We start from the raw sequence: 23589 nt of genomic DNA on the forward strand, positions 1-23589 counted from the left end.
AATAGTGAAGAGTAAGTAATTGGTTGCCTCGTTGAATAGTTACAAATGTTGTTGGTTTAAAAACCCTCGGCTAACTTTCTTCAAGTCCGATAATTTACAATTGCGCTTATGCAAGTGCTGTTGACTTACAAATAAATACCTAATTCCGATATGGACAACCGGAATCCGTTGTTACGAATGGCAAGCTCAAGTTCTGCTTTTGCTCTGAATATCAGTAATTCCCACCGCCATGACGACTTATTTCAATTGCTGTGGCCAGATATTTGTAATCCATGTCAGCATTAGCTATCTTGAGTTTGCTGTGTTCCTGATAATCAATAATTTTCTCAATAAATAATCGCCCATTTTTGTTGAAGTTGCGGGATGTGCCTGTCCAGGAGCGTCGTAAACCCGTCCATGAGAACTTGACTGCACCATCTGGCCACCATGGATTCTGGAAATGCACATTTTGAATGGTGCAAAATCTGCCCTGTTGCCGATATCCTCGCTAAACATCCCCACACCTTTTATTTCTTAGACGTTTCTTCAATCAGCCGAGAATAAGTGGTTGCATAAACAGTATTTCAAATTTCTGTCACCTAACACGTTTTAAATTATAATGTGTGTCAATTAATTTTTTCTTAAGTAGTCGTCCCTGATTAATTCATAAGAAATTGATTAATATCATATAAATGGATATTTATGAGGTCAAAAATTGCAAGAAAATGTTAAAAATGGGTTTTATTTTCTTGCAAATTTTCACCGAAAAATGAAGCCCAAACGTCCTCAGGAAGTTGTGCAAAATGACCTTTTCAAAACTCGCCTGGACGAGTTTTTGAACCCGAAACATGAACTTTATCGATTGGCCAGCAAAATAGACTGGGCTCGGCTGGACGAAGAATTCGGCCCGTTTTTTGAAGCAGAACAAGGCGCCCCGGCGTTGTCGACCCGTTTGATCGCCGGATTGCATTATCTGAAACATGCGGAAGGTTTATCGGATGAAGCGGTCGTTAAACGCTGGGTTGAAAACGGTTATTGGCAGTACTTTTGTGGCGAAACCTTTTTTCAGCATGAGGTTCCCTGTCATCCGACCTCGCTGACGAAATGGCGGCAACGGATCGGTGAAGCCGGCTGTGAGTGGCTGTTGTTATTGACGATCGAGGCGGGCGTCGCTACCCGGACCGTGAAGAAACGAGATTTTCAATCGGTCACCGTCGATACTACCGTTCAGGAAAAAAGCGGTTGGCTTTCCGACGGACGGCAAGTTGTACGAAAAATGCCGTCGGGAGCTGGTCAAGCTGGCTGGACAACACGGGCTGCCCCTGCGACAGAACTACAATAAAAAAGGCACCGCTGCTGTTAGTGCAATCGCATCGTTATCATCATGCCAAGCAAATGAAGCGTAAGCAAAAAGCCCTGAAGCAACTGAAAACCCTGGTCGGTCGTGTTTATCGGGATATCCTGCGGCAACTGCCGCAACAGGAGCTGGCCGCGCAAAGGGGGCTTCAGGACGCCCTGGCCAAAACCCAGCGGATACTGAATCAGAAACGCACCGACAAAAACAAACTCTACAGCTTTCATGCACCGGAAGTGGAATGCATCAGTAAAGGGAAAGCACACAAAAAATACGAGTTCGGCGTCAAAGTCGGCATCACGGTGACCAATAAAAGTAATTTCGTGCTGGGCGCCAGGAGCTTTCCCGGCAATCCTTATGACGGCGATACCTTGTACTCCTGCCTGGAACAAGCTGAAATCCTGAGCGGTACCCGAGCCAAAGAAGCTTTTGTGGATTTGGGCTATCGGGGGCGAGAAATACCCGGTGTCACCCTGTACAAGTCAAGGCAAAAACGGGGAGTCCATACCCGACGGTTGAAAACCGCGTTAAAACGGCGCAATGCCATCGAGCCGGTGATTGGACACATGAAGAACGATGGCTTGCTGAGCAGAAATTACCTGAAAGGCCAACTCGGTGATGCCATGAATGCCGTTCTCTGCGCCGCTGGACACAACATGCGTTTAATCCTCAGGCGGTTGAGGTTTTTTTGGCCGGAAATCGGGGAAGCCATCTGCCGGTTTTTACAAAATAAAACGGTTCAGGAATCTGTTTATGTTTCCTAATGAGCTGTTTTTTTCAAAAAAATGACTTTTTCAGGGACGACTAAGTAGATTTGCATAAAAAACCGGGTAAAATCAGACGGTGTGATGAGCTGGTTGTAGAGAGACAAATGAAATATGTGAATGGCTTGACCGAAGCAGAACTGTAATGGTCAACAAAAGCCGGACACCTACTCAGGCAGCGCTTCTAAAAAATCCCGTTCGAATTCGATCGGGGATTGATAGCCTAAAGTTGAGTGTGGCCGACGACCGTTGTAAAAGGCCACATAATCAATCACGCTCAGTTTGGCCGCTTCTTGTTTTTTGAACTTCTCGTAATTGAGTTGCTCATGTTTCAAACTGCGGAAAAATCGTTCGGCTGGCGGTCGAGTCAGCCGAAGGGAACCTCCCCTTCAGCTGCTCACGGATGATGTGGCTACACTATCCCGGACACACTCTTTAAAATACTCTCAAACAAGAGTGAATCCAAATGAACCCAGAAAAACCTAATAGTTATACCGCCGAATTCAGAGCCTCAGCCGTCAAGCTGGCGAATGAATCGGATAAACCCATCACTCAGGTCGCCAAGGATCTCGGTATTAACGTCAATACCTTGCACACCTGGATCAGCAAATACAGCCGCCCTAAAGAGGTGGCCCCAAAGCTTTGAACAGATATCTCCGAAATTAAGGTGGAATCCTGCTGTTGATTACGCTGCCATTTTGACCGGTGGCAACATGCCGGTATAAGCTTGATAGGGCGTTTTCCGACCCAGGCTGGAATGTGGCCTGGCTCGATTGTACCATTCCACATAGTTCATGACCGAGGTTCTTGCCTGAGCGACCGACTCGTAAGCATGGAGATAAACGCACTCGTATTTCACTGAGCGCCACACGCGTTCGACGAAGACATTATCTCGCCAAGCTCCCCGGCCGTCCATGCTCAGCTTGCAACCGTTTTCCAGCACCGTATCGACAAACACCTGGGCAGTCAATTGACTCCCCTGGTCCGTGTTGACGATCTCGGGTGTGCCGTACCGCCTGAATGCTTCCTGAAGCACATCCACCGCATGGCAGGCTTCCAGGGTAATCGCCAGTTTGGCCGCCAATACTTTGCGGCTGGCCCAGTCCACCACGGCCGTCAGGTAAGCAAAGCCTTTGGCCAGTCGAATATAAGTCGTATCCAGTGCCCACACCTGATTAGAACGATGAATCGCCATGCCACGCAACAAGTAAGGATAGATTTTATGTCCAGGTTGCTGCTTACTGGTGTTGGGCTTGCAATACAGCGCCGCCATACCCATCCGCTGCATCAGGGTTTTGACATGCTTGCGACCGACCGCGATGCCTTGCTCATGCAATTGATCGCGCAACATTCTCGCCCCCATGAACGGGTGTTTCAAATGCAGTTCATCCAGCCGCCGCATCAGGTCCAAATCACGCTCCGAGACGGATTTGGGCAAATAATAGACGCTACCCCGGCTCATATTGAGCAAGTCGGCCTGACGGCTGATTGACAGTTTCGAGTCACGGTCTATCATCGCTTTGCGCTCAGCAATCCCGCCTTGCTGAGCGCGCCTTCTACCCAAAGGGCACAAGTAAAAAATCATTCTCCAGCGTCAACTGGCCGATCTTGGCATGCAACGCCTGCAGATCGACAGCGGGCGACGCCGTTTCAGGGGATTTGCCAAAGACCTCGGCCGCCCGCTCCGTCAGTTGTCGCTTCCAGTCGGTAATCTGGTTTGGGTGAACTTCGAATTCCTGAGCCAGCTGCGCCAGGGTTTTATCACCCGCCAGCGCCGCCATGGCCACTTTGGCCTTGAAAGCCGGTGAGTGTTTTCTTCTCGTTTTGAGTGACATCTTCTGCTCCGATTTAACGTCCTTCTGGACATTCTACAGTAGCAGGTCTTCCACTTAACAGGCTGTTCAATTTTTCGGCTCCACCTCTATTAAACAAGCAGACAGGCAAGCGGTGTTCAAGTTTTATAAATAAATTTATATAAATAAAATATTTTATAGTTAGGTTGTTCTTACCCAGCTTTGAGTATATTCTTGAATTATTGAATTTATCACTACCGATCAATGGGTAAAAAAATACTCGTCTCCTGGCTGGGCATCACTGACCTGAAAGCAGCAAATCTGATGGATATCAGACCAGAAGAAGCGATTGGTCATGGTCCGATTCTGGGAGCGTTGAAGACTTTATGTTTTGATGAATTGCATTTGCTTTTTGATCAGAAACAAGCCATTGCGCAAACCTACTCCGAATGGCTTGTGGAAAAACACAACATTAAAACGGTGCTCGTCAAAGCTAAATTGCGCACCCCTATCGATTTTGGCGACATTTACCATGCATTGGATAAGCATCTGCAAACGATAGTTGAAACTAATCCAACAATTGATATCAGCTTACATCTTTCCCCAGGTACGCCGTCAATGGCTGCCGTTTCAATTCTGTTAGGCAAAAACCAAATACAACGCGCGCTTCGTTCAATCCACAAAAGAGAAAGGCGGCGAATTTGTAAGTATTCCTTTCGATATTTCCGCCGAATATATTCCGCAGTTAGTCAAGCAGGCCGATAAAAAACTCACCCAACTCTCTGCTTCGGAGGCACCGACATCGGCTGCATTTTCCGACATCATCACGCAGAATCCCGAAATGCAGCGTATCTTACGCAAAGCCGAAAAAATTGCTGTGCGTGATGTGCCGGTATTGATTCTGGGCGAATCAGGAACCGGTAAGGAACTGTTTGCCAAGGCCATCCACAATGCCAGTCTCCGCGTTGGCCGGCCATTTATACCAGTCAATTGCGGAGCGATTCCCAAGGATTTGATCGATTCCGAGTTGTTTGGTCATATCAAAGGTGCGTTTTCCGGTGCGGTCGGTAACAGGATCGGCTATTTTGAAGAGGCCGATGGAGGCACGCTGTTTCTGGATGAATTTGGTGAGCTGCCGGCCGACGCTCAGGTTCGTCTGTTGCGTGTTCTGCAATCCGGCGAAATCAGCAAAGTCGGCGACAGTAAAACCCGTAACGTCGATGTGCGTGTGATTGCTGCGACCAATCGAAACTTGTCAGAGGAAATTGCCGAGGGGCGCTTTCGTGAAGATTTGTTTTATCGGGTCGCGGTCGGTCTGATTACCTTGCCGCCATTAAGAGAAAGAAGCGGAGATATCGCCCTGTTGGCCGCTCATCTCATGGATAGGATTAACCAGGAAGCCTCTAATCAGCCTGGTTATATCAATAAAAAAATTTCTGTAAAAGCAAAAAATATTATCCTGAATCAGGTTTGGCCGGGTAACATACGAGAGCTTTACGGCACATTACTTAGAGCTTCGATCTGGTCTGAGGATGACCTGATCAGCGAGATGGATATTCAGGAAGCCATGCTGGAAAGACCTTCTGTCACCGCCTCCGGCGAACTGCCAGAATTGGGAAACGGCATTGATGTGCAAAGACTTTTAGAGGATATCAAACGAAAATATGTGCTACAGGCGCTAAAACAAGCGACCGGCAATAAGAAAAAGGCAACCGAGCTCTTAAGCTTGCCCAATTACCAGACTCTGTCAAACTGGATGGAAAAACTTAACATAGAATAGTTGGCACACTCTTCGCTTAGAAGAGAATATGAAAAAAGTCATCATGCAATCAGTCAATTTCGAATTCATCAGGCCGCACCGTCCGGAAATCGCCGATCTCGGTGGTTTTGCGGAATACCATCTATATACCGACCCTAGCAGTAGCTTGATTAAACTGCGGGCACTGGCTGAGCAAGCGGTTAAGAGTATTTACCATCTGGAGCGTTTACCTCGCTTATATCGGCCTCAGTTAATTGATTTGATTAATGATGCGTCTTTCCAAGAAGTCGCCAATAAAACGCTGATCACTAATCTGAACTACTTGCGTATCCAAGGAAACGGGCCGGCGCATGGAGAAAAGGGCGATACGCGTACTGCGGCTATCGCGCTCGGCGTTGCTCAGCAAATAGTCGCCTATCTGGCAGTCCGCTACTATGGACTCAGTAAAGAGGAAATCCCACAGTTTCAAGAGCCGGTTAACGTACAACAACAAACCGAGGTCCTAAAAAGAGACAACCAGCATTACCAAAAGCTGTTGAAAGAACAATCCGAAGCATTGGATGCTCTGCTTGCAGAGGTTGACCAGCTTAGGACAAAAGCGAGTTATCAGGAATCCAATGCGGCGGATAGACTGGCTTCGGCATCGGCCAGCCAGCAGGTTAGCGATGCGCTACAATGGAATGAAGCCCAAACTCGCAAACTGATGATCGATACTTTACTGGCTAAAGCTGGCTGGGATGTTAAAGACAGTCGCCAAGTAGCGCTTGAATGGCCGGTAGATCATCAACCGACAGTTAGTGGCAAAGGTAAAGCCGACTACGTGTTATGGGATGACAACAGCAAGCCCCTGGCTGTTATTGAAGCTAAAAAAGCCTCAGAAACTCTTAGCCAAGGTAGAGAACAAGCGCGCTATTACGCGGATGGCCTGGAAAAAATGTCCGGACAGCGCCCTGTCATTTTTTACACCAACGGTTATGAAATTGGTATTTGGGACGATGTCCAATATAACAGTGCACGAACCGTCTACGGTTTTTATGGCAAAGAAAGCCTGAAATACCTGTTCTACCAACGTCAACACCGCAACCCTGATCCCGAGCAGTTAAATCCGGATGCCACGATTGCCGGCCGCCCTTACCAAATCGAGGCCATAAAAAGCGTTGTCGCCAAGTTTCAGCAGCAACGCCGCAAAGCGCTGATCGTACAAGCCACCGGCACCGGTAAAACACGGGTGGCGATTGCCATCTGCGAACTTTTGCTGCGCAGCGGCTGGGGTAAACGCATTTTATTTTTATGCGACCGTAATGAACTGCGCAAACAGGGCGCCGACGCATTCAAAACCTTCCTGCCTTCCGAACCGCGTTGCATCATTGGACAAACACAGCAGGTAGACACGAATGCGCGGATTTATGTGTCCACCTATCCCGCGATGATGAATCGCTTCGAGCAGTTCGATATCGGTTTTTTCGACCTGATCATCGCCGACGAATCCCATCGCTCGATTTACAATAAATACAGAGACCTGTTTATTTATTTTGATGCCCTGCAATTGGGCCTGACGGCGACCCCTGTTAAATTCATCAGCCGCAATACCTATGCGTTATTTGGCTGCGAAAACCAGGACCCGACCTTCGAATTCGGTCTGGAGCAAGCCATCAATAACGTCCCGCCTTATCTGGTTCCATTCAAAGCCAAGGACTTGACCACCAATTTCCTGCGCGAAGGCATCAAATGGGCCAACTTGACCGAAGAGCAGCGCGAACAATTGCAGGAACAGGACGATAACGCCGAATCCTATGATTACGCGGGCAAAGACATCGGCAAGGCGGTCTTCAACAAGGATACCGACCGCATCATCCTGCAAAACTTGATGGAAAAAGGCATCAAAGATGACACCGGCGCATTAGTCGGTAAAAGTATCATCTTTGCCCGCTCTCAACGTCACTCCGAACTGTTGCAGGAAACCTTTAAGGAGCTCTATCCGCAACACGGCGAAGCCGTTTGTAAGGTGATCCACAACAAAGTGCCGCGCGTCGAAGCGCTGATCGACGAATTTAAAGAGCCTAGAAACAACTTCCGCATCGCCATTTCGGTGGACATGCTCGACACCGGCATCGATGTGCCGGAAGTCGTCAATCTGGTGTTTGCTAAACCAGTTAAGTCCTGGGTAAAGTTCTGGCAAATGATTGGCCGTGGCACTCGACTCTGCGAAAATCTGTTCGGACCAGGACAACATAAGACCGAGTTCCTGATTTTCGACCACTACGGCAACTTCAAATATTTTGAAGAGGAATACGAAGAAGCCGAAACCGGCGACAGCAAATCCATCTTGCATCATTTGTTCGACGCGCGTCTGCAACTGGCGCAAACGGCGGCCGCGCAAAATAATCGCGTGGCTTTCGATCTGGCGATTCAACTGTTAAAACAAGATATCAACGATTTGCCGGAAAACAGCATCCAGGTCAGAAATGCGTTGAAGCAAGTACACGAGATGCAGCAGGAAGGCGTGTTGGAAGCTTTCACGCCGGCTACTCAGCAGCAATTGCTGAAAGTTATTGCCCCTTTAATGAGTAACCGCAAAATCAGCGACAAAGATGCGATCAAACTGGATCGGCTGATCGCGGAAATGCAGGATTGCTTGCTGAAAAAAGCCAGCTGTTTTCAGGACAAACAGATGGAATTTCTCAGCCGCGTGGATCGTCTCGCGATCACCATCAAAGCGGTCCGTGCCAAAGATGAACTGATCGCCGCGATTCAAAAGCAGGCTTGGTGGCAGGATGCCGACTGCGCGAAACTGGAAAACCTGCGCCTGGAGCTGCGCGGCATCATGAAATATCAGCAAGGCGGGGTTAACGGTTCCAACGTCAAACAAATCGACGTCGTCGAGGACAAGGAACAAGTTCAATATAACGACGTGATCCTCAATCTGAAAGGCACGGAAGCCATTGCCTATCGCTTCAAGATTAAGACCATCCTGGATGATCTTTTGGATAGCAGTCTTACCTTGCAAAAAATCCGTAGTGGCGAAGCGGTCACCGATTCGGAACTGCAACAGCTGTCGTCCCTAGTGCTGACGCAAAATCCGGGGATAGACTTGAACACGCTAAAGGAGTTCTTCCCTGACAGCGCCGGACAATTGCATGTGGCCATTCGCGCCTTGATCGGTCTCGAACCCGAGAAAGTAGAAGCGCACTTTACCGACTTCCTGCATCGCCATGAACGATTGACCGCTATTCAAGTGCGCTTTTTGAACCTATTGAAAAGCTATATCGCCAACAACGGCTTTATTACCGTTGAGAAACTCTATGCTGCACCGTTTTCAACACTGCATGCCGAAGGCATCGACGGTATCTTTAAGATCGAACAGGCCGACGAATTGTTTGCATTATTACAACCGTTCATGCAAAGTCAGCCAGTAGAGCAAAATATAGGCACATAACTATGCAAGCATTGGAACTCATCACCATCATAAATGAGCAACATCAAATCCATCTACAACTGCCGGATTCCGTCAGAGCCGGCAAAGCGAAAGTGATTGTGTTGCTGGAAGATGCAGCCGAATCGCAGCCGCAGCAAAAACGGGTATTCGGCCAATTTCGCGGCAAGATAAAAATTAGCGAGGATTTCGATAACGAATTGCCGGACGACTTCTGGCTGGGCAAGGACGCATGAATCTTCTGCTGGATACGCATGTTTTCCTCTGGCTGAACGATACGCCTGAAAAGCTGTCGCCAGCGGCATTGGCTGCCTGCCAGGATGAGAACAATACTTTGTATCTGAGTTTGGCGTCCGCCTGGGAAATTCAGATTAAACAGCAACTGGGCAAACTGGAACTCAGCGAAAGCCTGCATACCCTCGTTAGTACGCAACAACAGCAAAACGGTTTGCAATTACTGCCCATCGAATTAGCGCATATCGAAGCGCTCAGCCAATTGCCATCGATGCATCGCGATCCCTTCGACCGCTTATTGATCGCGCAAAGCATAAAAGAGCAAATGCAGATTGTCAGTGCCGATCAGGTATTTACCGGCTATCCGGTCAACCTGATCTGGTAACCCTCTTATTATTAAAAAACAAGCATGATCACAGGCATTCTACGCAATCAAATAGACCAGCTTTGGGAAAAATTCTGGACCGGCGGCATTACCAATCCGTTGACCGTCATCGAACAAATCTCTTTTCTGATGTTCGCTCGCTTGCTGGACATCCAGGAAACCAATAACGAGCGCATGGCCGCTCGCTCCGGTAAGCCATTCAAACGGCTGTTTCCGGAAGATCCGGACGGACAGTTATTACGCTGGCAAAACTTTCGCAACTTGTCCGGCAAAGCCATGCTCCAGCATGTCAAAACCAAGGTGTTCCCTCATTTCGCCCATGTCACCTTAGCGGAAACCGACTTCGGCGAATACATGCGCGATGCCGATCTGGAAATCAAAAGCGAATCCCTGCTGACCACCGCAGTGGAAATGATCGAAAAACTGCCGCTGACTCAGGGCGACACCAAAGGCGATCTCTATGAATACCTGCTGTCGAAACTGACCACCGCCGGCATCAACGGCCAATTCCGGACCCCACGACACATCATCGACTTAATGGTGGCGATGGTGGATGTCAAACCCAATGAAACATTATGCGATCCCGCATGCGGTACGGCCGGCTTTCTGGTGCGTACAATGGAATACCTGAACCGCACCCATACCTCAACGGACGCTGTATATCAGGACGAAGAAGGCCATGACGTTTTTGTTGGCGATCTACTGGAGCCTTACCGCGAGCATATCAAGCACAACATGTTCTGGGGCTTCGATTTCGACACTACGATGCTGCGGGTCTCCAGCATGAACATGCTGCTGCACGGGGTCACCCACGCCAATATCCATTATCAGGACAGCCTGAGCAAGAACATCCACGAACACTGGCCACGCCAGGAGCAGAATTACTTCGATGTGGTACTAGCCAATCCGCCGTTCAAAGGCAGTCTGGATGAAACCAGCACCAACCCCGAAATTCTGCGCATCGTCAAAACCAAGAAAACAGAGCTGCTGTTCGTCGCCCATATCCTCAGAATGCTGAAACTGGGCGGACGCAGCGCAACCATCGTGCCGGACGGCGTGTTGTTTGGTTCATCCAAGGCGCATCAAGCCTTGCGCCAACATTTGCTGAACGAGAACCAACTGGAAGGCATCGTCAGCCTGCCCAGCGGCGTGTTCAAACCTTATGCCGGGGTATCGACTGCCATCGTGCTGTTCACCAAAGGCGGCAGAACCGATCAAGTGTGGTTTTACGACGTGACCGCCGATGGCTATTCCTTGGACGACAAGCGCACGCCGATTGCGGCCAATGACCTGCCGGATGTGTTGCAGCAATGGCAACAAAAAGATTCCCTCGCCCTTGAGGGAGAGGGCCATGGTGAGGGAGTAAATAAAAATAACCGCATCGCCAAATGCTTTTATGTACCGGCGGATGAGATTCGCGACAACAAATATGATTTATCGATCAATCGTTATAAGGAAGCGGTTTATCGGGAAGAAGAATTTGAATCGCCCAAGGCCATTCTAAAACGGTTAATGGCTTTAGAAGATGAGATTCAGCAAGAACTGTTGGAATTAGAAGGGATGCTTTAATGGAACATCAAAATCTTGAACTAAAAACTCTTGTCAAAGCCCATTACGGAAAGGCGTTAAAAAGGAAAATCGAGACGAATCCAGTATTTACAGTGTTTATGGTAGCTCTGGGCAATTAGGCTTTCACTCTGAAAGTCTATGTGATTATCCAACTATAGTTATTGGAAGGAAAGGTTCTGTAGGCGAAGTGATTTGGGCACCAAATGGTGGATGGATAATTGATACTGCTTATTTTTTAGAAAATTTGGAGCCTAAACGCTTAGATTAAGGTATTTATTTTATGCTCTTAAGCGGGCAAATTTGGCACAACGAACGATAACAACCTCAATCCCAGGGCTAAATAGAGATGATTTTTATGAAACAAAAATTCCTCTTCCATCATTGCCTGAACAGAAACGCATCGCCGCGATACTCGACAAAGCCGATGCCATCCGCCGCAAACGCCAGCAAGCCATCCAACTCGCCGACGACTTTCTCCGCGCCGTGTTTCTGGATATGTTTGGCGATCCAGTAACCAATACGAAAGGGTGGGATGTAAAACCTTTAAAAAATGAGATAACACATGCCAATAACGGATTGTCCAGAAGAAGAAAAGAGGCTGAAAATGTTGGAGAAATAGTTTTAAGGCTACAGGATATTCATTATGATGGCATTCGCTTTGAAAAAGACTTAAATCGAATTAAATTGGATGAAAGTGAGAAATCAAGATACAAAGTTGAAATAGGAGATATTCTTTTTATTCGAGTGAATGGCAACCCTGATTATGTTGGAAGATCGGCTGTTTTTAATGGTTTCTCCGAGCCTGTTTACCATAATGATCATTTAATTAGAATCAAGCTGAGCAGCATATATTTACCAGAATTCGTTTCATATTGCTTTAACCATAAAGGAGGAAGAAAAATTATTTCTTCTCAGGTTAAAACATCAGCGGGTCAACACACAATAAGTCAACAAGGCATTGAGAATTTAGAATTTTATAGGCCACCTCTGGTATTACAACAAAAGTTTGTTGATTTGTTAAATAATATTAAAAAACTCCCATATGACGAAATACTTGTTAATAACTTGTTCCATTCGCTCAGCCAAAAGGCCTTCGCCGGCGAGCTTTAGCGAGACACGAAAACATTGATAAAACCACAGAGGACATAGAGAAACACAGAGTTAAAAAATCAAAAACCTGCGCCCTCTGTGGTTAATAAATAACTAAACCAGGTAAACACCATGCAAGCCTACTATGAAATTGAAACCGAAATACCCCTAAACCACCAATTACATTTGAAACTACCGGACAGTATTCCCGCCGGTCATGCCAAGATTGCCGTCATTTACAATCTGCCGGATAAATCGACCGACAAGGCCGAGCAAATGGCCGCCTTTTTACGGGCGCTACCGGATGAACCGAAAGAAGCCGGATTAAGCCGTGAAGCGATCGATGATTATCTGCGCCAAGAACGGCAAAGTTGGGAATGACATGACTTCCGTTTATCTAGATAGCTGCATGATTATCGGCTTGATCGAAGGCGATGCCGAGCAGCGTAAAGCGCTCAAACGTTATCTGATGGGAAAGCAGGTATTCAGCTCAGAGTTGGTAAGAATGGAGTCACGCTTGCTGGCGATTCGCCAACATAAGTTGGAAATAGTCCAGTTATACGATGCATTTTTCTCAGGTTGCGAGTTTGTCGATTTGACGCGCATCGTGTTTGATCGGGCGACCTCATTGCGCGCTGAAAATAACTTGAAAACACCTGACGCCTTGCATTTAGCTTCAGCCCTTGCAAGCGGATGTGAAGCATTTTGCACGAACGACAAACAATTATGTAAAACCGCTTCAAATCATATACAGGTGATTGACTGGGGTATTCTGTTGAACGCTTAATGCCTTGATTCATAAAGCACCGCTCCAGTTTTATGAATACCAATGACCAAACCACGTTGATCTTCGAACAGCAAGACGAGCAACGTAATGTCATCCACGATACATTTTATCAGCATCTTTTAAATGAGGCCGGCATATGAAACTTGCCAAAAATCCCCCTTCACAAGAAAGCCAAGTGATTCAAACGGCATTGAATAAAGCCATTGCCAATGCGTTAGAGAAAAAGCGCAAGCTCGGCCAATATGCGGTGATGTGGGAAAACAACCGGGTGGTTTATAAAGGCGCCGATGCGCCGGATAGCCATCCCCCCAAATGAACGGCTCGATAACGAAAATTAGGCACCCGAATGAATGCTGAATGAGCCTAACGATCTTTAAACTATAAACAGAACAGAGTGCATAAAAGCCAAAAAATCAAAACTGTCTATACGTTTCTTGCTCTCTGTGATGGAAGAAAAAATAAATATAAAGCCTTCTTTGGCCAACGATAACAACAATAAAACATGACCATCCTCAAAACCCTGTCAATTGAAAATTTCAAAGGTATTGGCCGTCGAGTGTCATTCGACTTTAAGCCGATTACCTTGTTTTTCGGCCAGAACAGTGCCGGTAAAAGTACGGTGCTGCATGCCTTGAATTATCTGCATGATATTTTGCAATACCATCGAATCAATGCCGATAACACTTCCTTGGGACACGACGCGATCGATTTGGGCGGTTTTCAGCAGTTTGTGCATCAACATGATTTGGACAAAATCATCGTGTTCGATCTACTGCTGGATGTTCGTGCTTATGATCTGACGGAAACCGATGCCGCCGCGCATTATCAGGAAGTGCTTTATTCGCGAAATCAGGATGATGAAAGCAAACGATTATTTGATATTTCGCAGATCACCAGCAGCATTGACAGTGTTTTGCTCAAATTCCAGATTGCCTGGAGCGAGCGCTTAGCCAAGCCCTATGTTAAACGGTTTGAGATCGAGTTGAATGATGAGCGATTTATTGAAATAACGGCATCCAGCGATTGTCGGCGCAGAGAGATCACTTACGTCAACTTAACTCACCCGTTGTTTTTAAGCTTGGAAGATTTTGCCGAGGATGGTTTATTCACACTAACCGAGGCGATCATTGATGAGCCATTCCTGGATAGACAAGGCCAGAGCTTGATCGGCCTGGAAAACGCTGAGGATGCCTTACCGGACCACAAAGCGCCGTTAAATTTGGCGGATATCTGGCTGGGCGATTCTTGGGATGACGCGGATAGAAAGACAGAGTTCAAAGGCATTTTATCGACCTTGTTATTAGGACCGTTGGAAGTGGCGGCTAAGGAATTGGCCAAAATGCGTTATTTGGGCCCCATTCGGCAAATTCCGTCTAGAAACTACACCCCAAAACCCACCGAAAATCTGAATTGGTCCGACGGCTTAGCGGCCTGGGATTTGCTGTTTAAAAAGCATTTGAGCTTGCTGCAGGAAGTGAACGAATGGCTGAATGGCTGCGATGGTCAAGGTTCAAAACGTCTGGCTACCGGCTATGCAATGAAAATTGCCGAATATCGGCAACTGCCAATCGCCAGCCGTTTAGAAAGTTTATTGCAGGTGCGGGACATCAATCAGAATAAAGCAGAAATAGAGCAACTGCTCGAAGAACTGCCCATTCATAAGCATTTCATGCTGACCGATATGCGGCGTAATGTGGATGTATATCCTGGCGACGTAGGTATTGGCATTTCTCAGCTATTGCCCGTTGTAGTAGGGGCAATAGCGACGGATATACCGTTGTTATCCATCGAGCAACCTGAGCTTCACATTCACCCGGCCCTGCAAGTTGCACTGGGCGATCTGTTCATTCATACCGCAAAACAGAAAGGCAAATCATTCATCATGGAAACACACAGCGAGCATGTGATGCTACGCTTATTACGTCGTGTTCGGGAAACTGCCAGCGGTGAACTGGAAAATCCCGAGTATGCCCTTTACCCCGATGACCTCAATGTGGTCTATGTGGACTGCATAGACGGAGAAACCCGGCTCATCCGTTTGAGAGTCGATGAGGAAGGTGAATTTATCGATCGCTGGCCGAATGGATTTTTTGGAGAAAGAGCCGAGGAGTTGTTTTAATGATTCTGGCTGAATTCGCTGTAAACCCAGACGTTATTAAAGAGTGGCGCGACTTGCGGATGATCACCATGAACTTTGGCTTTGATCATGGTGCGGTTATTTCGTTATTTCCAAACAAATGGATTGCCGGTTTAAGGCAGAAAGCTGAAAACGAGTTGAAAGGGACCAAGGAATACCTGAGCGTTATCGAGAAACTGAATACTATCAAAAACGAGGTTTTGATTAAGAGCGGACGCGAATACGATCCCACTCAGGATTGGATCGACAATTCGATAAGACAGCATCAAGCGAAAAATTTTTACAAAATAATTCATGTTGACGACCTGCCAGCACATACCTGCGTCATCGGCTTCGATGATCTTGATGAGATGGTATTTAGAGATTTGCGGGCAGGCTGGGTAAAGCGCAAGGCTTCGGTTCTGGCGGACGTTTCGAGGCTGTTATTGGTGAATAGCAAGAATATTCAGCTCATCGATCCCTTTTTTTTGGCTAAAGACAACAAGTTTTTCAAAACGCTCGAAGAGATGCTGCGTGTAGCGGGTTTCTACGAGCGAGAAAATGTTTCTGTTCCAATTCATGCTTCCTATATTCACAGTAAGGTTCAAGTCGATATTCCAAGCGAAAAAATTAAGCTGGATAAGCACCTAAAACCAATGATTCCGAAAGGCAAGAGCCTAGATTTTTTTTGGTGGGATGATCTCAACACAGCCGAAATCCATCCACGATGCCTGATTACCGAAAAAGGGGGAATCGATTTTGACAGGGGTTTTGCCGAACCCAACGACCTTGATCAACAAGAAGCAGATACCAAGGTTTCGATGATGACAAAGTCCATGGTTAATTCAATCGCGTTTAAATATAACGAAGCTTCATCGTCTTACAGAGCTGTAGCCAAACACACCGTAATTGGAGAAAGACAGGATGGTTAGTAAACAAACATTATTGCAATTAGTGGACGCCCTTGTACCGGAAATCGATGTCAACGATGTGATACCTGATATCGAGGCCAAACACGATGAAATTTTGGCTATCGCTGAAGCGGCGAATGAGCTTAGAACCCTAAGTCTCTTCCAAGAAAAAGTCGATGCTGAGTTGGCGCTTAAACGAACCGTTGATCCGGCACGCGCTGTTATTAACGCTTCATCGGTTAAACTGAATTTTAATCGGAATGCCGAAATTGCGATGCTTGAAGAGTTAAAACAGCGTAGTTACGGTAAGGTAGTTACGGTTAAAACTCCGCAAGGAGAACTAAAAAAATACCGAATTGCTCAAGCTAATTATTCGATTATTAAGGCCAATAACGGTGAAACCATCATGGTGGTCAACCGTATGGCACCCGTCGCCGGAATATTGGTTTCGGCTGAGATTGATGATGAATTTGTTCTGCCTCAGACTGGTGAGGTCGTGGTTGTAGCGGTTGATTTACTTGACCGCTATGAAATTGGCGAACAGGACAATTTCAGTCGCATGCAATATTGGAATGATCAGTTAAGCACTTATTCTGACATCAATAATGACTTTACTCCCTTAGTTCTGGAAAATTTAAAACAACAAGTGGCTCGCTGGCGAAGTGAGTATGCTGAAGGCCTCTTGGGCTCAAGTAAGGAAGATGTTGCTGAAGTTTTTTCTGAAGACAGTAAGACTTCTTTAGGATCCAACTTTTATACCCGTACTACCAAGGCGCAAGAAGAACTATTACGTCGCCCAAGACGCGGACTTGTCATCGTCGAAGGTATTGCTGGTTCTGGTAAAACGTCCGTGGCTTTGGGTCGGGTCAAAGCGCTCCATGACGCAAGGATTGAAAATCCAGATGAACCCGCAGATCTATTTTTTGCTGACAAGTCGAGAATGGTTGGCTTCGTTTTGCATAAGCAGTTGGTCAATTATCTTGAACAAACGGTCATTGACCTGAATTTGGCAGGAATGCGAGTCATCGAATTTAAGGAACTGCAAAACAACTTATTAAGGCAGCGGGGCGGTGTTTTACAATTAAAAATGCCTGGCAACCCGTCAGGCACTTTCGCACGAACAAATGCTAAAGAATACGGATTCGAATCGACCATGCCCTGGCTGCATACGATAGACAGACTCATGACATTGCACTTTTTGTCTAAAGTCGATCTGAACTTGAATAAGGGCGTCAATGCTTGGTTATCTCAACGCCTATCCTCAAAGACAATCCCTATTGATTACACCAAGCTGGTTGGGATGGCGTGGGAAATCGCCAGAAAAGAATTTGCTAATTCATATAGCCATTTGCAAAAAAGAAAATCGGGTGGGTTTTATTCTGAGGGCTTGGTTAAAAGCCTGAAAGAAGTGTATATCTCGTTTTCTGGGCTAGTCAGTGAAAACGCTCGTTGGTATCACTATGACAATACTTGGCATCTAAAAGCCCCGGAAAATCAAATCCTGCTGCACATGGAGCCATTTAATGGCCGAAATTTAAGTAGAGATCAAATACAGTGGCTAAAACAATTCCGGCAAGATATTAGAACGGAATTTAGAAAAACTTTATTGCTTGATAACGCTCAATCTCACATGCCGATGCTGACCACATGGTATGCAGAAATATTGAATAATCCTGATTTCAATTTAGAGGCTGAATTTGGTAAAGGCATATTTGAGATAAGGCAACGTATAAATGAGCAAAAGCTCGCCGATTCTGATCTCAACTTATTATTAGCTGTTGCGCATTTGATGTCTAAAGGAAATCAGTATTCAGATGAAGATCAATCGCGCCTAGCATCCTATCTCTCAGAGCCGATCTTCTACTCCACTGTTTTTATCGATGAAGTTCAGGACTTCACTGAAATCCAAGTCTTTTTAATGTCTGAGCAGGCTGATCCACAGCGACGTGCAGTAACTGTGGTGGGTGACTTCAAGCAGCAACTCTACCCCTCCACTGTCATTGATCTGGGACGATGTTTTCCGAAAGCATCGTCAAATGAAAAAGAATCGGCCAAGCTCGAAGAAAACAAAAGGCAAACTAAAAATCTTGCAAATTTCTCGGCACAGTTCCGGGAGAAAATAGGGGAAATTACTGGAAAAGTGATTGCTGAACCCATTTTTCAGGGCGAAGAGCTAACCAAAACGGTTTGCGATGAAGAATCAATAACACAAAAAGTACTCGACCTGATCATTGAAACCCCCGTCAACAAATCCATTGCAGTCATTTGTCCTACTAATGATCAAGCGAAGCATTTAGAACATCACTTACGCGATGATATTCAGCAAAATTTCCGTGAAAGCCAATACTCCGAAGATCACCGCGATTTGAATAAGTCTCTGTATGTGCATTTTACTGTTGCTCGTCCTACGAAGGGGTTGGAGTTCGATGTGGTGATTGCGCCCTATTTCAACAGTTATGACTTAATTGATCACCTGCAAGCAAATTCAGCTTACGTAACGGTTTCCAGACCAAGAGAACAGTTGCACTTAATCGAAACAATCAACTGACATTTTTATACACAAAAATATAGAGCGGTATTAGTCTTGGTATAGCAGAACGGTAGAAAAACATCGTCTGGCGCAACAACCTTGCCTCGGCAAACCGTGAGCCTAAAACCTGCTATCGGCGGTTGAATCGATTTCTTCAGAAAGCCGTTATTGATCATGGCACGACTGGGCGTTTATTAGGCAATTAATTGCAAGGCAATTGGGAGCAGAATTCAGGAAGAACAGGTACGCATAAAAGTAAATATATTTACTTTTATATAAATATATTTACCTCTTAATCTGCATCATCTTTTCATTACACTATAAATGTCTTTTTTATCAATATCTTATTGATTTATTATTGTTGGCATTTTATTTGCTTTATTAAAGTTAGTCCGTTTCGGGCATAACTAGTCGTCCCTGATTAATTCATAAGAAATTGATTAATATCATATAAATGGATATTTATGAGGTCAAAAATTGCAAGAAAATGTTAAAATGGGGTTTTATTTTCTTGCAAATTTTCACCGAAAAATGAAGCCCAAACGTCCTCAGGAAGTTGTGCAAAATGACCTTTTCAAAACTCGCCTGGACGAGTTTTTGAACCCGAAACATGAACTTTATCGATTGGCCAGCAAAATAGACTGGGCTCGGCTGGACGAAGAATTCGGCCCGTTTTTTGAAGCAGAACAAGGCGCCCCGGCGTTGTCGACCCGTTTGATCGCCGGATTGCATTATCTGAAACATGCGGAAGGTTTATCGGATGAAGCGGTCGTTAAACGCTGGGTTGAAAACGGTTATTGGCAGTACTTTTGTGGCGAAACCTTTTTTCAGCATGAGGTTCCCTGTCATCCGACCTCGCTGACGAAATGGCGGCAACGGATCGGTGAAGCCGGCTGTGAGTGGCTGTTGTTATTGACGATCGAGGCGGGCGTCGCTACCCGGACCGTGAAGAAAACGAGATTTTCAATCGGTCACCGTCGATACTACCGTTCAGGAAAAAGCGGTTGGCTTTCCGACGGACGGCAAGTTGTACGAAAAATGCCGTCGGGAGCTGGTCAAGCTGGCTGGACAACACCGGGCTGCCCCTGCGACAGAACTACAATAAAAAGGCACCGCTGCTGTTAGTGCAATCGCATCGTTATCATCATGCCAAGCAAATGAAGCGTAAGCAAAAAGCCCTGAAGCAACTGAAAAACCCTGGTCGGTCGTGTTTATCGGGATATCCTGCGGCAACTGCCGCAACAGGAGCTGGCCGCGCAAAGGGGGCTTCAGGACGCCCTGGCCAAAACCCAGCGGATACTGAATCAGAAACACACCGACAAAAAACAAACTCTACAGCTTTCATGCACCGGAAGTGGAATGCATCAGTAAAGGGAAAGCACACAAAAAAATACGAGTTCGGCGTCAAAGTCGGCATCACGGTGACCAATAAAAGTAATTTCGTGCTGGGCGCCAGGAGCTTTCCCGGCAATCCTTATGACGGCGATACCTTGTACTCCTGCCTGGAACAAGCTGAAATCCTGAGCGGTACCCGAGCCAAAGAAGCTTTTGTGGATTTGGGCTATCGGGGGCGAGAAATACCCGGTGTCACCCTGTACAAGTCAAGGCAAAAACGGGGAGTCCATACCCGACGGTTGAAAACCGCGTTAAAACGGCGCAATGCCATCGAGCCGGTGATTGGACACATGAAGAACGATGGCTTGCTGAGCAGAAATTACCTGAAAGGCCAACTCGGTGATGCCATGAATGCCGTTCTCTGCGCCGCTGGACACAACATGCGTTTAATCCTCAGGCGGTTGAGGATTTTTTGGCCGGAAATCGGGGAAGCCATCTGCCGGTTTTTACAAAATAAAACGGTTCAGGAATCTGTTTATGTTTCCTAATGAGCTGTTTTTTTCAAAAAAATGACTTTTTCAGGGACGACTATTTAGGTTCATGGCTGCCTTTAAAAAATCAGCCCCCCGCAAAGGGTGGCATAACCGCGACCAAATCGTTATCAAAAAGAAGGTGATTGTCTTCAACCATTTTCTGATTTACAGCCATTCTAAACGTATAGTCTTTTAAATTCGGATAACTTGTGATTAATTTGCTTTTCAAGTCAGTCATATTGTCTGTGTCTTGAATCGTCAACATGTTCTTCCCCACCACATCGCTCAGAACACCAAAAAAAATTACATTAACCTGCATAGCTTTTCTTTCGTTTTAATGGAAACGGTTTATGTTTATCTATTTAAATTAAATTTTTAGGTATTACTCTAATATCAATCCGGCTACCAATGTGATCGTCAGGTTTCGTGTGATAAAAGAAATGAAACCAACAGTAAGCGCAAATGCCAGAAGTGATAGTGTTCTCAAGTCACCAATGGAGCCAGGCTATTCCCAAAATCAAAATCTGTTTTTAAGTTTTTCCATCATCCACCTATCTGTGCCATTGAAAGATGATTTTTTGAAAAATGAACTATTTGCTGTGTACGCTGTTCCGATTCAAATCCGTCTTTTGCTCTTTTGGTCACGGCATATCTAATTGCCGTTTTTATTTCTTGATCACTTTTTCCTGAGCGCAGCATGTCTTTTAAATTAATGGCGCCATAATCATAGAGACAGGTTTTGAATGTACCGTCGGGAGTGATCCTTAAACGGCTGCATGTTGAACAGAATGTTCTGGAATGACCGGCGATGATACCGATTTTTCCTTTAAATCCGGGGATATCAAAAATCCGTGCAGTTGAACTCATTTTAAGATGTTCAATCATTTCTGGGAAAGAATTCTGCAACGTGCTGATAATTTCTTCTGCAGTATGTATTTCGTTTGAAAAGAGCCCACCATTAAATGGCATTTGTTCAATAAAACGAACTTCGATTTTATTTTTTTTGGCCAACATCGCAAAATCAACGATCTCATTGTCATTGACGCCTTTAAGAACCACCATGTTTAGCTTAACGTTCAAATCCGTTAGCAGAATTTTTTCAATGCTATTCCATACCCGTTCAAAATCATCACGTCGGGTAATTTTATAAAAAACTTCTTGCTTTAACGAGTCAAGGCTGATGTTAATACTGCCTGATTTTATTATTTGAAACAATGGAATAGTGTCTTCTAAAAAATAGGCATTCGTTGTTAAATTAATTGTTTCCAGTTTTTCATATTGATTTATTCTGGTTAAAAAATCTGCCAGACCTTTACGCACAAATGGCTCGCCACCGGTAATGCGCACTTTGGTAATACCTAAATCCAAAAAAAGTCCAAGAAGGTGTTCCATTTCCTGAAAATTCAGAATATCTTCACGTGCTTTAAGATCAATACCTTCCTTGGGCATGCAATAAGTACAACGGAAATTGCAACGATCAGTTACAGCAAGCCGTAGATAATTTAAATAACGCCCCTGAGGATCAATCAGATGAGAATCTGTTGAATTTTTTCGTTGTGTAGCATGTAAAAAATTCATGCTCATTTAACTCCTTTCCAAGTACGGGAGGCTTTGCTGTTTCCGGCAAAACCTTAGCGGCCATGAACCCTATAATCATACTGTAGGTCTGCAGGCTCGAAGTTAATGTAAGTAGTGCGCTAAATATACAAAACGTTTTTATTGATTTTTTATTTTATTAAAGATCAAAAAATCATTAACATACGCTGTATTTCTTTTCATTGGATTCTGGCTCTTGGGGGTTTACACACACTTTTCGTGACCGTATTTCATAAGCAGCCGAAAAGGTTAATTTATTCGGCTATAGTCGGATAAATTACTGAACGAATTTCCACACACAACTTCATGCTTATGATTAAGGACAAGCAATCATTCTGCGCAAGCTCTGAAAGAGTGATACTTTTACAGACTATCGATTCGATGCTCTTCAAGGCAGGAAAAACGATTTTGAATGGTTGTGATAAGCACTATTTCAAACCCACGTTAAGTCTGATTGCCTTGTGTGTACTATAAAGGTTTAAGCCGAATAGCTTGTTCCTTCCGTTCCATCCTCCACTTTATAGACCTTGCAAGCCAACCCTCTGAGTTGGAAGTTGCCTTGTTCCTTATCACAGTATTCGTCAGAATCATGTAGGATGACCGCATCTGCCGATTTCCAGAGACTCGATAATGCAGCCTCAGGTTCTTCACTTCCTGTTGTTTCCGGGTACCACCAGCCATGAGGAACCCTGACTACGTTAGGATGTGTGTCGTTACTGAGCCACGACCTGAGTTTAATTCGCTTTCCGCTAGTTGATTCCACCCATGCCCAATCCCCATCCGATAGATCCAGTTCGTAAGCCGTATCCGGATGGATTTGCATGCGAGGATCTGGCTCACGGCTACGCAGTTCTTTCGTAGACCGGCCAAGGCCAAAACTGTGAAACCAATAGTTTTCGCGCATGCCGGTGAAAAAGGTCAATGGATGCGTCTTAGCTAACTCTGGTTTCCTCTCATGGCTCTCCGGTGGTTCAACCCAGCTAGGCAACGGATCATAGCCTAGCTCTTCGAAAATGCTTGAATAGAGCTCAACTTTCCCGCTAGGTGTGCCAAAGCCGGTTTGTTCGTATTTCTTGAAAGTTATTTCAGGTGCGGAAGCCCGAATCTGGGTTGATAATTTTTCCCATGTTAAACCCGCAGGCTTTAACCGTTCATCGTAGGCCTCTTCCATGCTTGCTGGCCAGTCCTTCTCTTGTCCCAGACGAACGCCAAGCTCACGCCATAACATCCAGTCATGCAAACATTCTTCCGGTGCTTGGACCGATTGTTGTCCGCCCTGATAGACTGGAATCCAATCCCAATAATTAAACAGGTTCGGCCTTTCCAACCAATGAGTGGCCGGCAGAATATAATCAGCGAGTTGGGCCGTGGGCGACTTAATAAGATCCATGACCACTAACAGATCTAGTAGTCAGTCAATTT

The 23589-nt window shown here is 45.7% G+C and carries 17 protein-coding genes, 5 pseudogenes and 1 riboswitch; of the genes and pseudogenes, 17 read left to right on the plus strand and 5 right to left on the minus strand.

Annotated features, from left to right (window positions below):
• The first annotated feature begins 748 nt into the window (after nucleotides 1-748).
• Nucleotides 749-2097: pseudogene (locus A3OW_RS25810) on the plus strand (IS5 family transposase).
• 167 nt (nucleotides 2098-2264) lie between these two features.
• Here the strand turns inward: A3OW_RS25810 and A3OW_RS26755 are convergent.
• Nucleotides 2265-2468: an IS3 family transposase gene (locus A3OW_RS26755; protein WP_083918110.1), complete on the minus strand. Its 204-nt coding sequence runs from the start codon at nucleotides 2466-2468 to the stop codon at nucleotides 2265-2267.
• Between the two features lie 95 nt (nucleotides 2469-2563).
• Here A3OW_RS26755 and A3OW_RS23710 point away from each other — a divergent pair.
• A pseudogene (locus A3OW_RS23710) lies at nucleotides 2564-2719 on the plus strand (transposase); the annotation flags it as partial.
• A gap of 63 nt (nucleotides 2720-2782) precedes the next feature.
• Here the strand turns inward: A3OW_RS23710 and A3OW_RS0100845 are convergent.
• Nucleotides 2783-3932, minus strand: a pseudogene (locus A3OW_RS0100845) (IS3 family transposase).
• A gap of 222 nt (nucleotides 3933-4154) precedes the next feature.
• Here A3OW_RS0100845 and A3OW_RS28100 point away from each other — a divergent pair.
• The 15 genes and pseudogenes from A3OW_RS28100 (at nucleotide 4155) to A3OW_RS28985 (ending at nucleotide 20586) form a co-directional block, all read left to right on the plus strand.
• On the plus strand, nucleotides 4155-4655 hold the full coding sequence (locus tag A3OW_RS28100; RefSeq protein WP_198291270.1) for a hypothetical protein: 501 nt from the start codon (nucleotides 4155-4157) through the stop codon (nucleotides 4653-4655).
• A 58-nt stretch (nucleotides 4656-4713) separates the two neighbouring features.
• Nucleotides 4714-5670 carry a sigma-54 interaction domain-containing protein gene (locus A3OW_RS28105; RefSeq protein ID WP_269746790.1) on the plus strand — a complete coding sequence of 319 codons (957 nt, stop codon included), beginning with the start codon at nucleotides 4714-4716 and terminating at the stop codon, nucleotides 5668-5670.
• Nucleotides 5671-5698: 28 nt separating this feature from the next.
• A complete protein-coding gene (locus tag A3OW_RS0100860; protein ID WP_020561549.1) occupies nucleotides 5699-9085 on the plus strand; it encodes a type I restriction endonuclease subunit R in 3387 nt (1128 codons plus the stop codon).
• Nucleotides 9086-9087: 2 nt separating this feature from the next.
• Nucleotides 9088-9318: a hypothetical protein gene (locus tag A3OW_RS0100865; protein WP_020561550.1), complete on the plus strand. Its 231-nt coding sequence runs from the start codon at nucleotides 9088-9090 to the stop codon at nucleotides 9316-9318.
• The gene (locus A3OW_RS0100870) at nucleotides 9315-9701 is read left to right on the plus strand and encodes a type II toxin-antitoxin system VapC family toxin (RefSeq protein ID WP_020561551.1); all 387 of its coding nucleotides are present in this window, start codon (nucleotides 9315-9317) and stop codon (nucleotides 9699-9701) included. Before A3OW_RS0100865 ends, A3OW_RS0100870 begins: the two co-directional genes overlap by 4 nt.
• 24 nt (nucleotides 9702-9725) lie before the next feature.
• Entirely contained in the window at nucleotides 9726-11270 is a 1545-nt protein-coding gene (locus tag A3OW_RS0100875) for a type I restriction-modification system subunit M (RefSeq protein ID WP_020561552.1), read from the plus strand.
• 279 nt (nucleotides 11271-11549) lie between these two features.
• A pseudogene (locus A3OW_RS28790) lies at nucleotides 11550-11714 on the plus strand (restriction endonuclease subunit S); the annotation flags it as partial.
• Nucleotides 11715-11765: 51 nt separating this feature from the next.
• Nucleotides 11766-12380 (plus strand): restriction endonuclease subunit S, encoded by a 615-nt coding sequence (locus A3OW_RS23725; protein ID WP_269746791.1) that lies wholly within the window; start codon nucleotides 11766-11768, stop codon nucleotides 12378-12380.
• A 111-nt stretch (nucleotides 12381-12491) separates the two neighbouring features.
• Nucleotides 12492-12740, plus strand: a complete 249-nt coding sequence (locus A3OW_RS0100885) for a hypothetical protein (RefSeq protein ID WP_020561555.1) — start codon at nucleotides 12492-12494, stop codon at nucleotides 12738-12740.
• Entirely contained in the window at nucleotides 12691-13146 is a 456-nt protein-coding gene (locus A3OW_RS0100890) for a type II toxin-antitoxin system VapC family toxin (RefSeq protein ID WP_157385757.1), read from the plus strand. The genes A3OW_RS0100885 and A3OW_RS0100890 overlap by 50 nt, the downstream gene beginning before the upstream one ends.
• Nucleotides 13147-13282: 136 nt before the next feature.
• The gene (locus A3OW_RS0100900) at nucleotides 13283-13462 is read left to right on the plus strand and encodes a hypothetical protein (protein ID WP_020561558.1); all 180 of its coding nucleotides are present in this window, start codon (nucleotides 13283-13285) and stop codon (nucleotides 13460-13462) included.
• Between the two features lie 186 nt (nucleotides 13463-13648).
• Nucleotides 13649-15265, plus strand: a complete 1617-nt coding sequence (locus A3OW_RS0100905) for an AAA family ATPase (protein WP_020561559.1) — start codon at nucleotides 13649-13651, stop codon at nucleotides 15263-15265.
• Nucleotides 15265-16194 (plus strand): hypothetical protein, encoded by a 930-nt coding sequence (locus A3OW_RS0100910; protein ID WP_020561560.1) that lies wholly within the window; start codon nucleotides 15265-15267, stop codon nucleotides 16192-16194. The genes A3OW_RS0100905 and A3OW_RS0100910 overlap by 1 nt, the downstream gene beginning before the upstream one ends.
• Complete coding sequence (locus tag A3OW_RS0100915; RefSeq protein WP_020561561.1) at nucleotides 16187-18721, plus strand: UvrD-helicase domain-containing protein; 2535 nt, start codon at nucleotides 16187-16189, stop codon at nucleotides 18719-18721. Before A3OW_RS0100910 ends, A3OW_RS0100915 begins: the two co-directional genes overlap by 8 nt.
• A 513-nt stretch (nucleotides 18722-19234) precedes the next feature.
• A pseudogene (locus A3OW_RS28985) lies at nucleotides 19235-20586 on the plus strand (IS5 family transposase).
• Between the two features lie 70 nt (nucleotides 20587-20656).
• Here the strand turns inward: A3OW_RS28985 and A3OW_RS0100930 are convergent.
• From A3OW_RS0100930 to A3OW_RS0100940, 3 genes are all read right to left on the minus strand, one after another.
• A complete protein-coding gene (locus A3OW_RS0100930; protein WP_020561562.1) occupies nucleotides 20657-20890 on the minus strand; it encodes a MoaD/ThiS family protein in 234 nt (77 codons plus the stop codon).
• Between the two features lie 224 nt (nucleotides 20891-21114).
• Nucleotides 21115-22149 carry a GTP 3',8-cyclase MoaA gene (gene moaA / locus A3OW_RS0100935; RefSeq protein WP_083918274.1) on the minus strand — a complete coding sequence of 345 codons (1035 nt, stop codon included), beginning with the start codon at nucleotides 22147-22149 and terminating at the stop codon, nucleotides 21115-21117.
• Nucleotides 22145-22263: riboswitch (molybdenum cofactor riboswitch) on the minus strand. Its footprint overlaps the gene before it by 5 nt.
• A gap of 382 nt (nucleotides 22264-22645) precedes the next feature.
• Complete coding sequence (locus A3OW_RS0100940) at nucleotides 22646-23563, minus strand: molybdopterin dinucleotide binding domain-containing protein (protein WP_269746757.1); 918 nt, start codon at nucleotides 23561-23563, stop codon at nucleotides 22646-22648.
• Nucleotides 23564-23589 lie beyond the last annotated feature (26 nt).

It is taken from the genome of Methylosarcina fibrata AML-C10 (assembly GCF_000372865.1).
In the GTDB taxonomy this organism is placed as follows: Bacteria; Pseudomonadota; Gammaproteobacteria; order Methylococcales; family Methylomonadaceae; genus Methylosarcina; species Methylosarcina fibrata.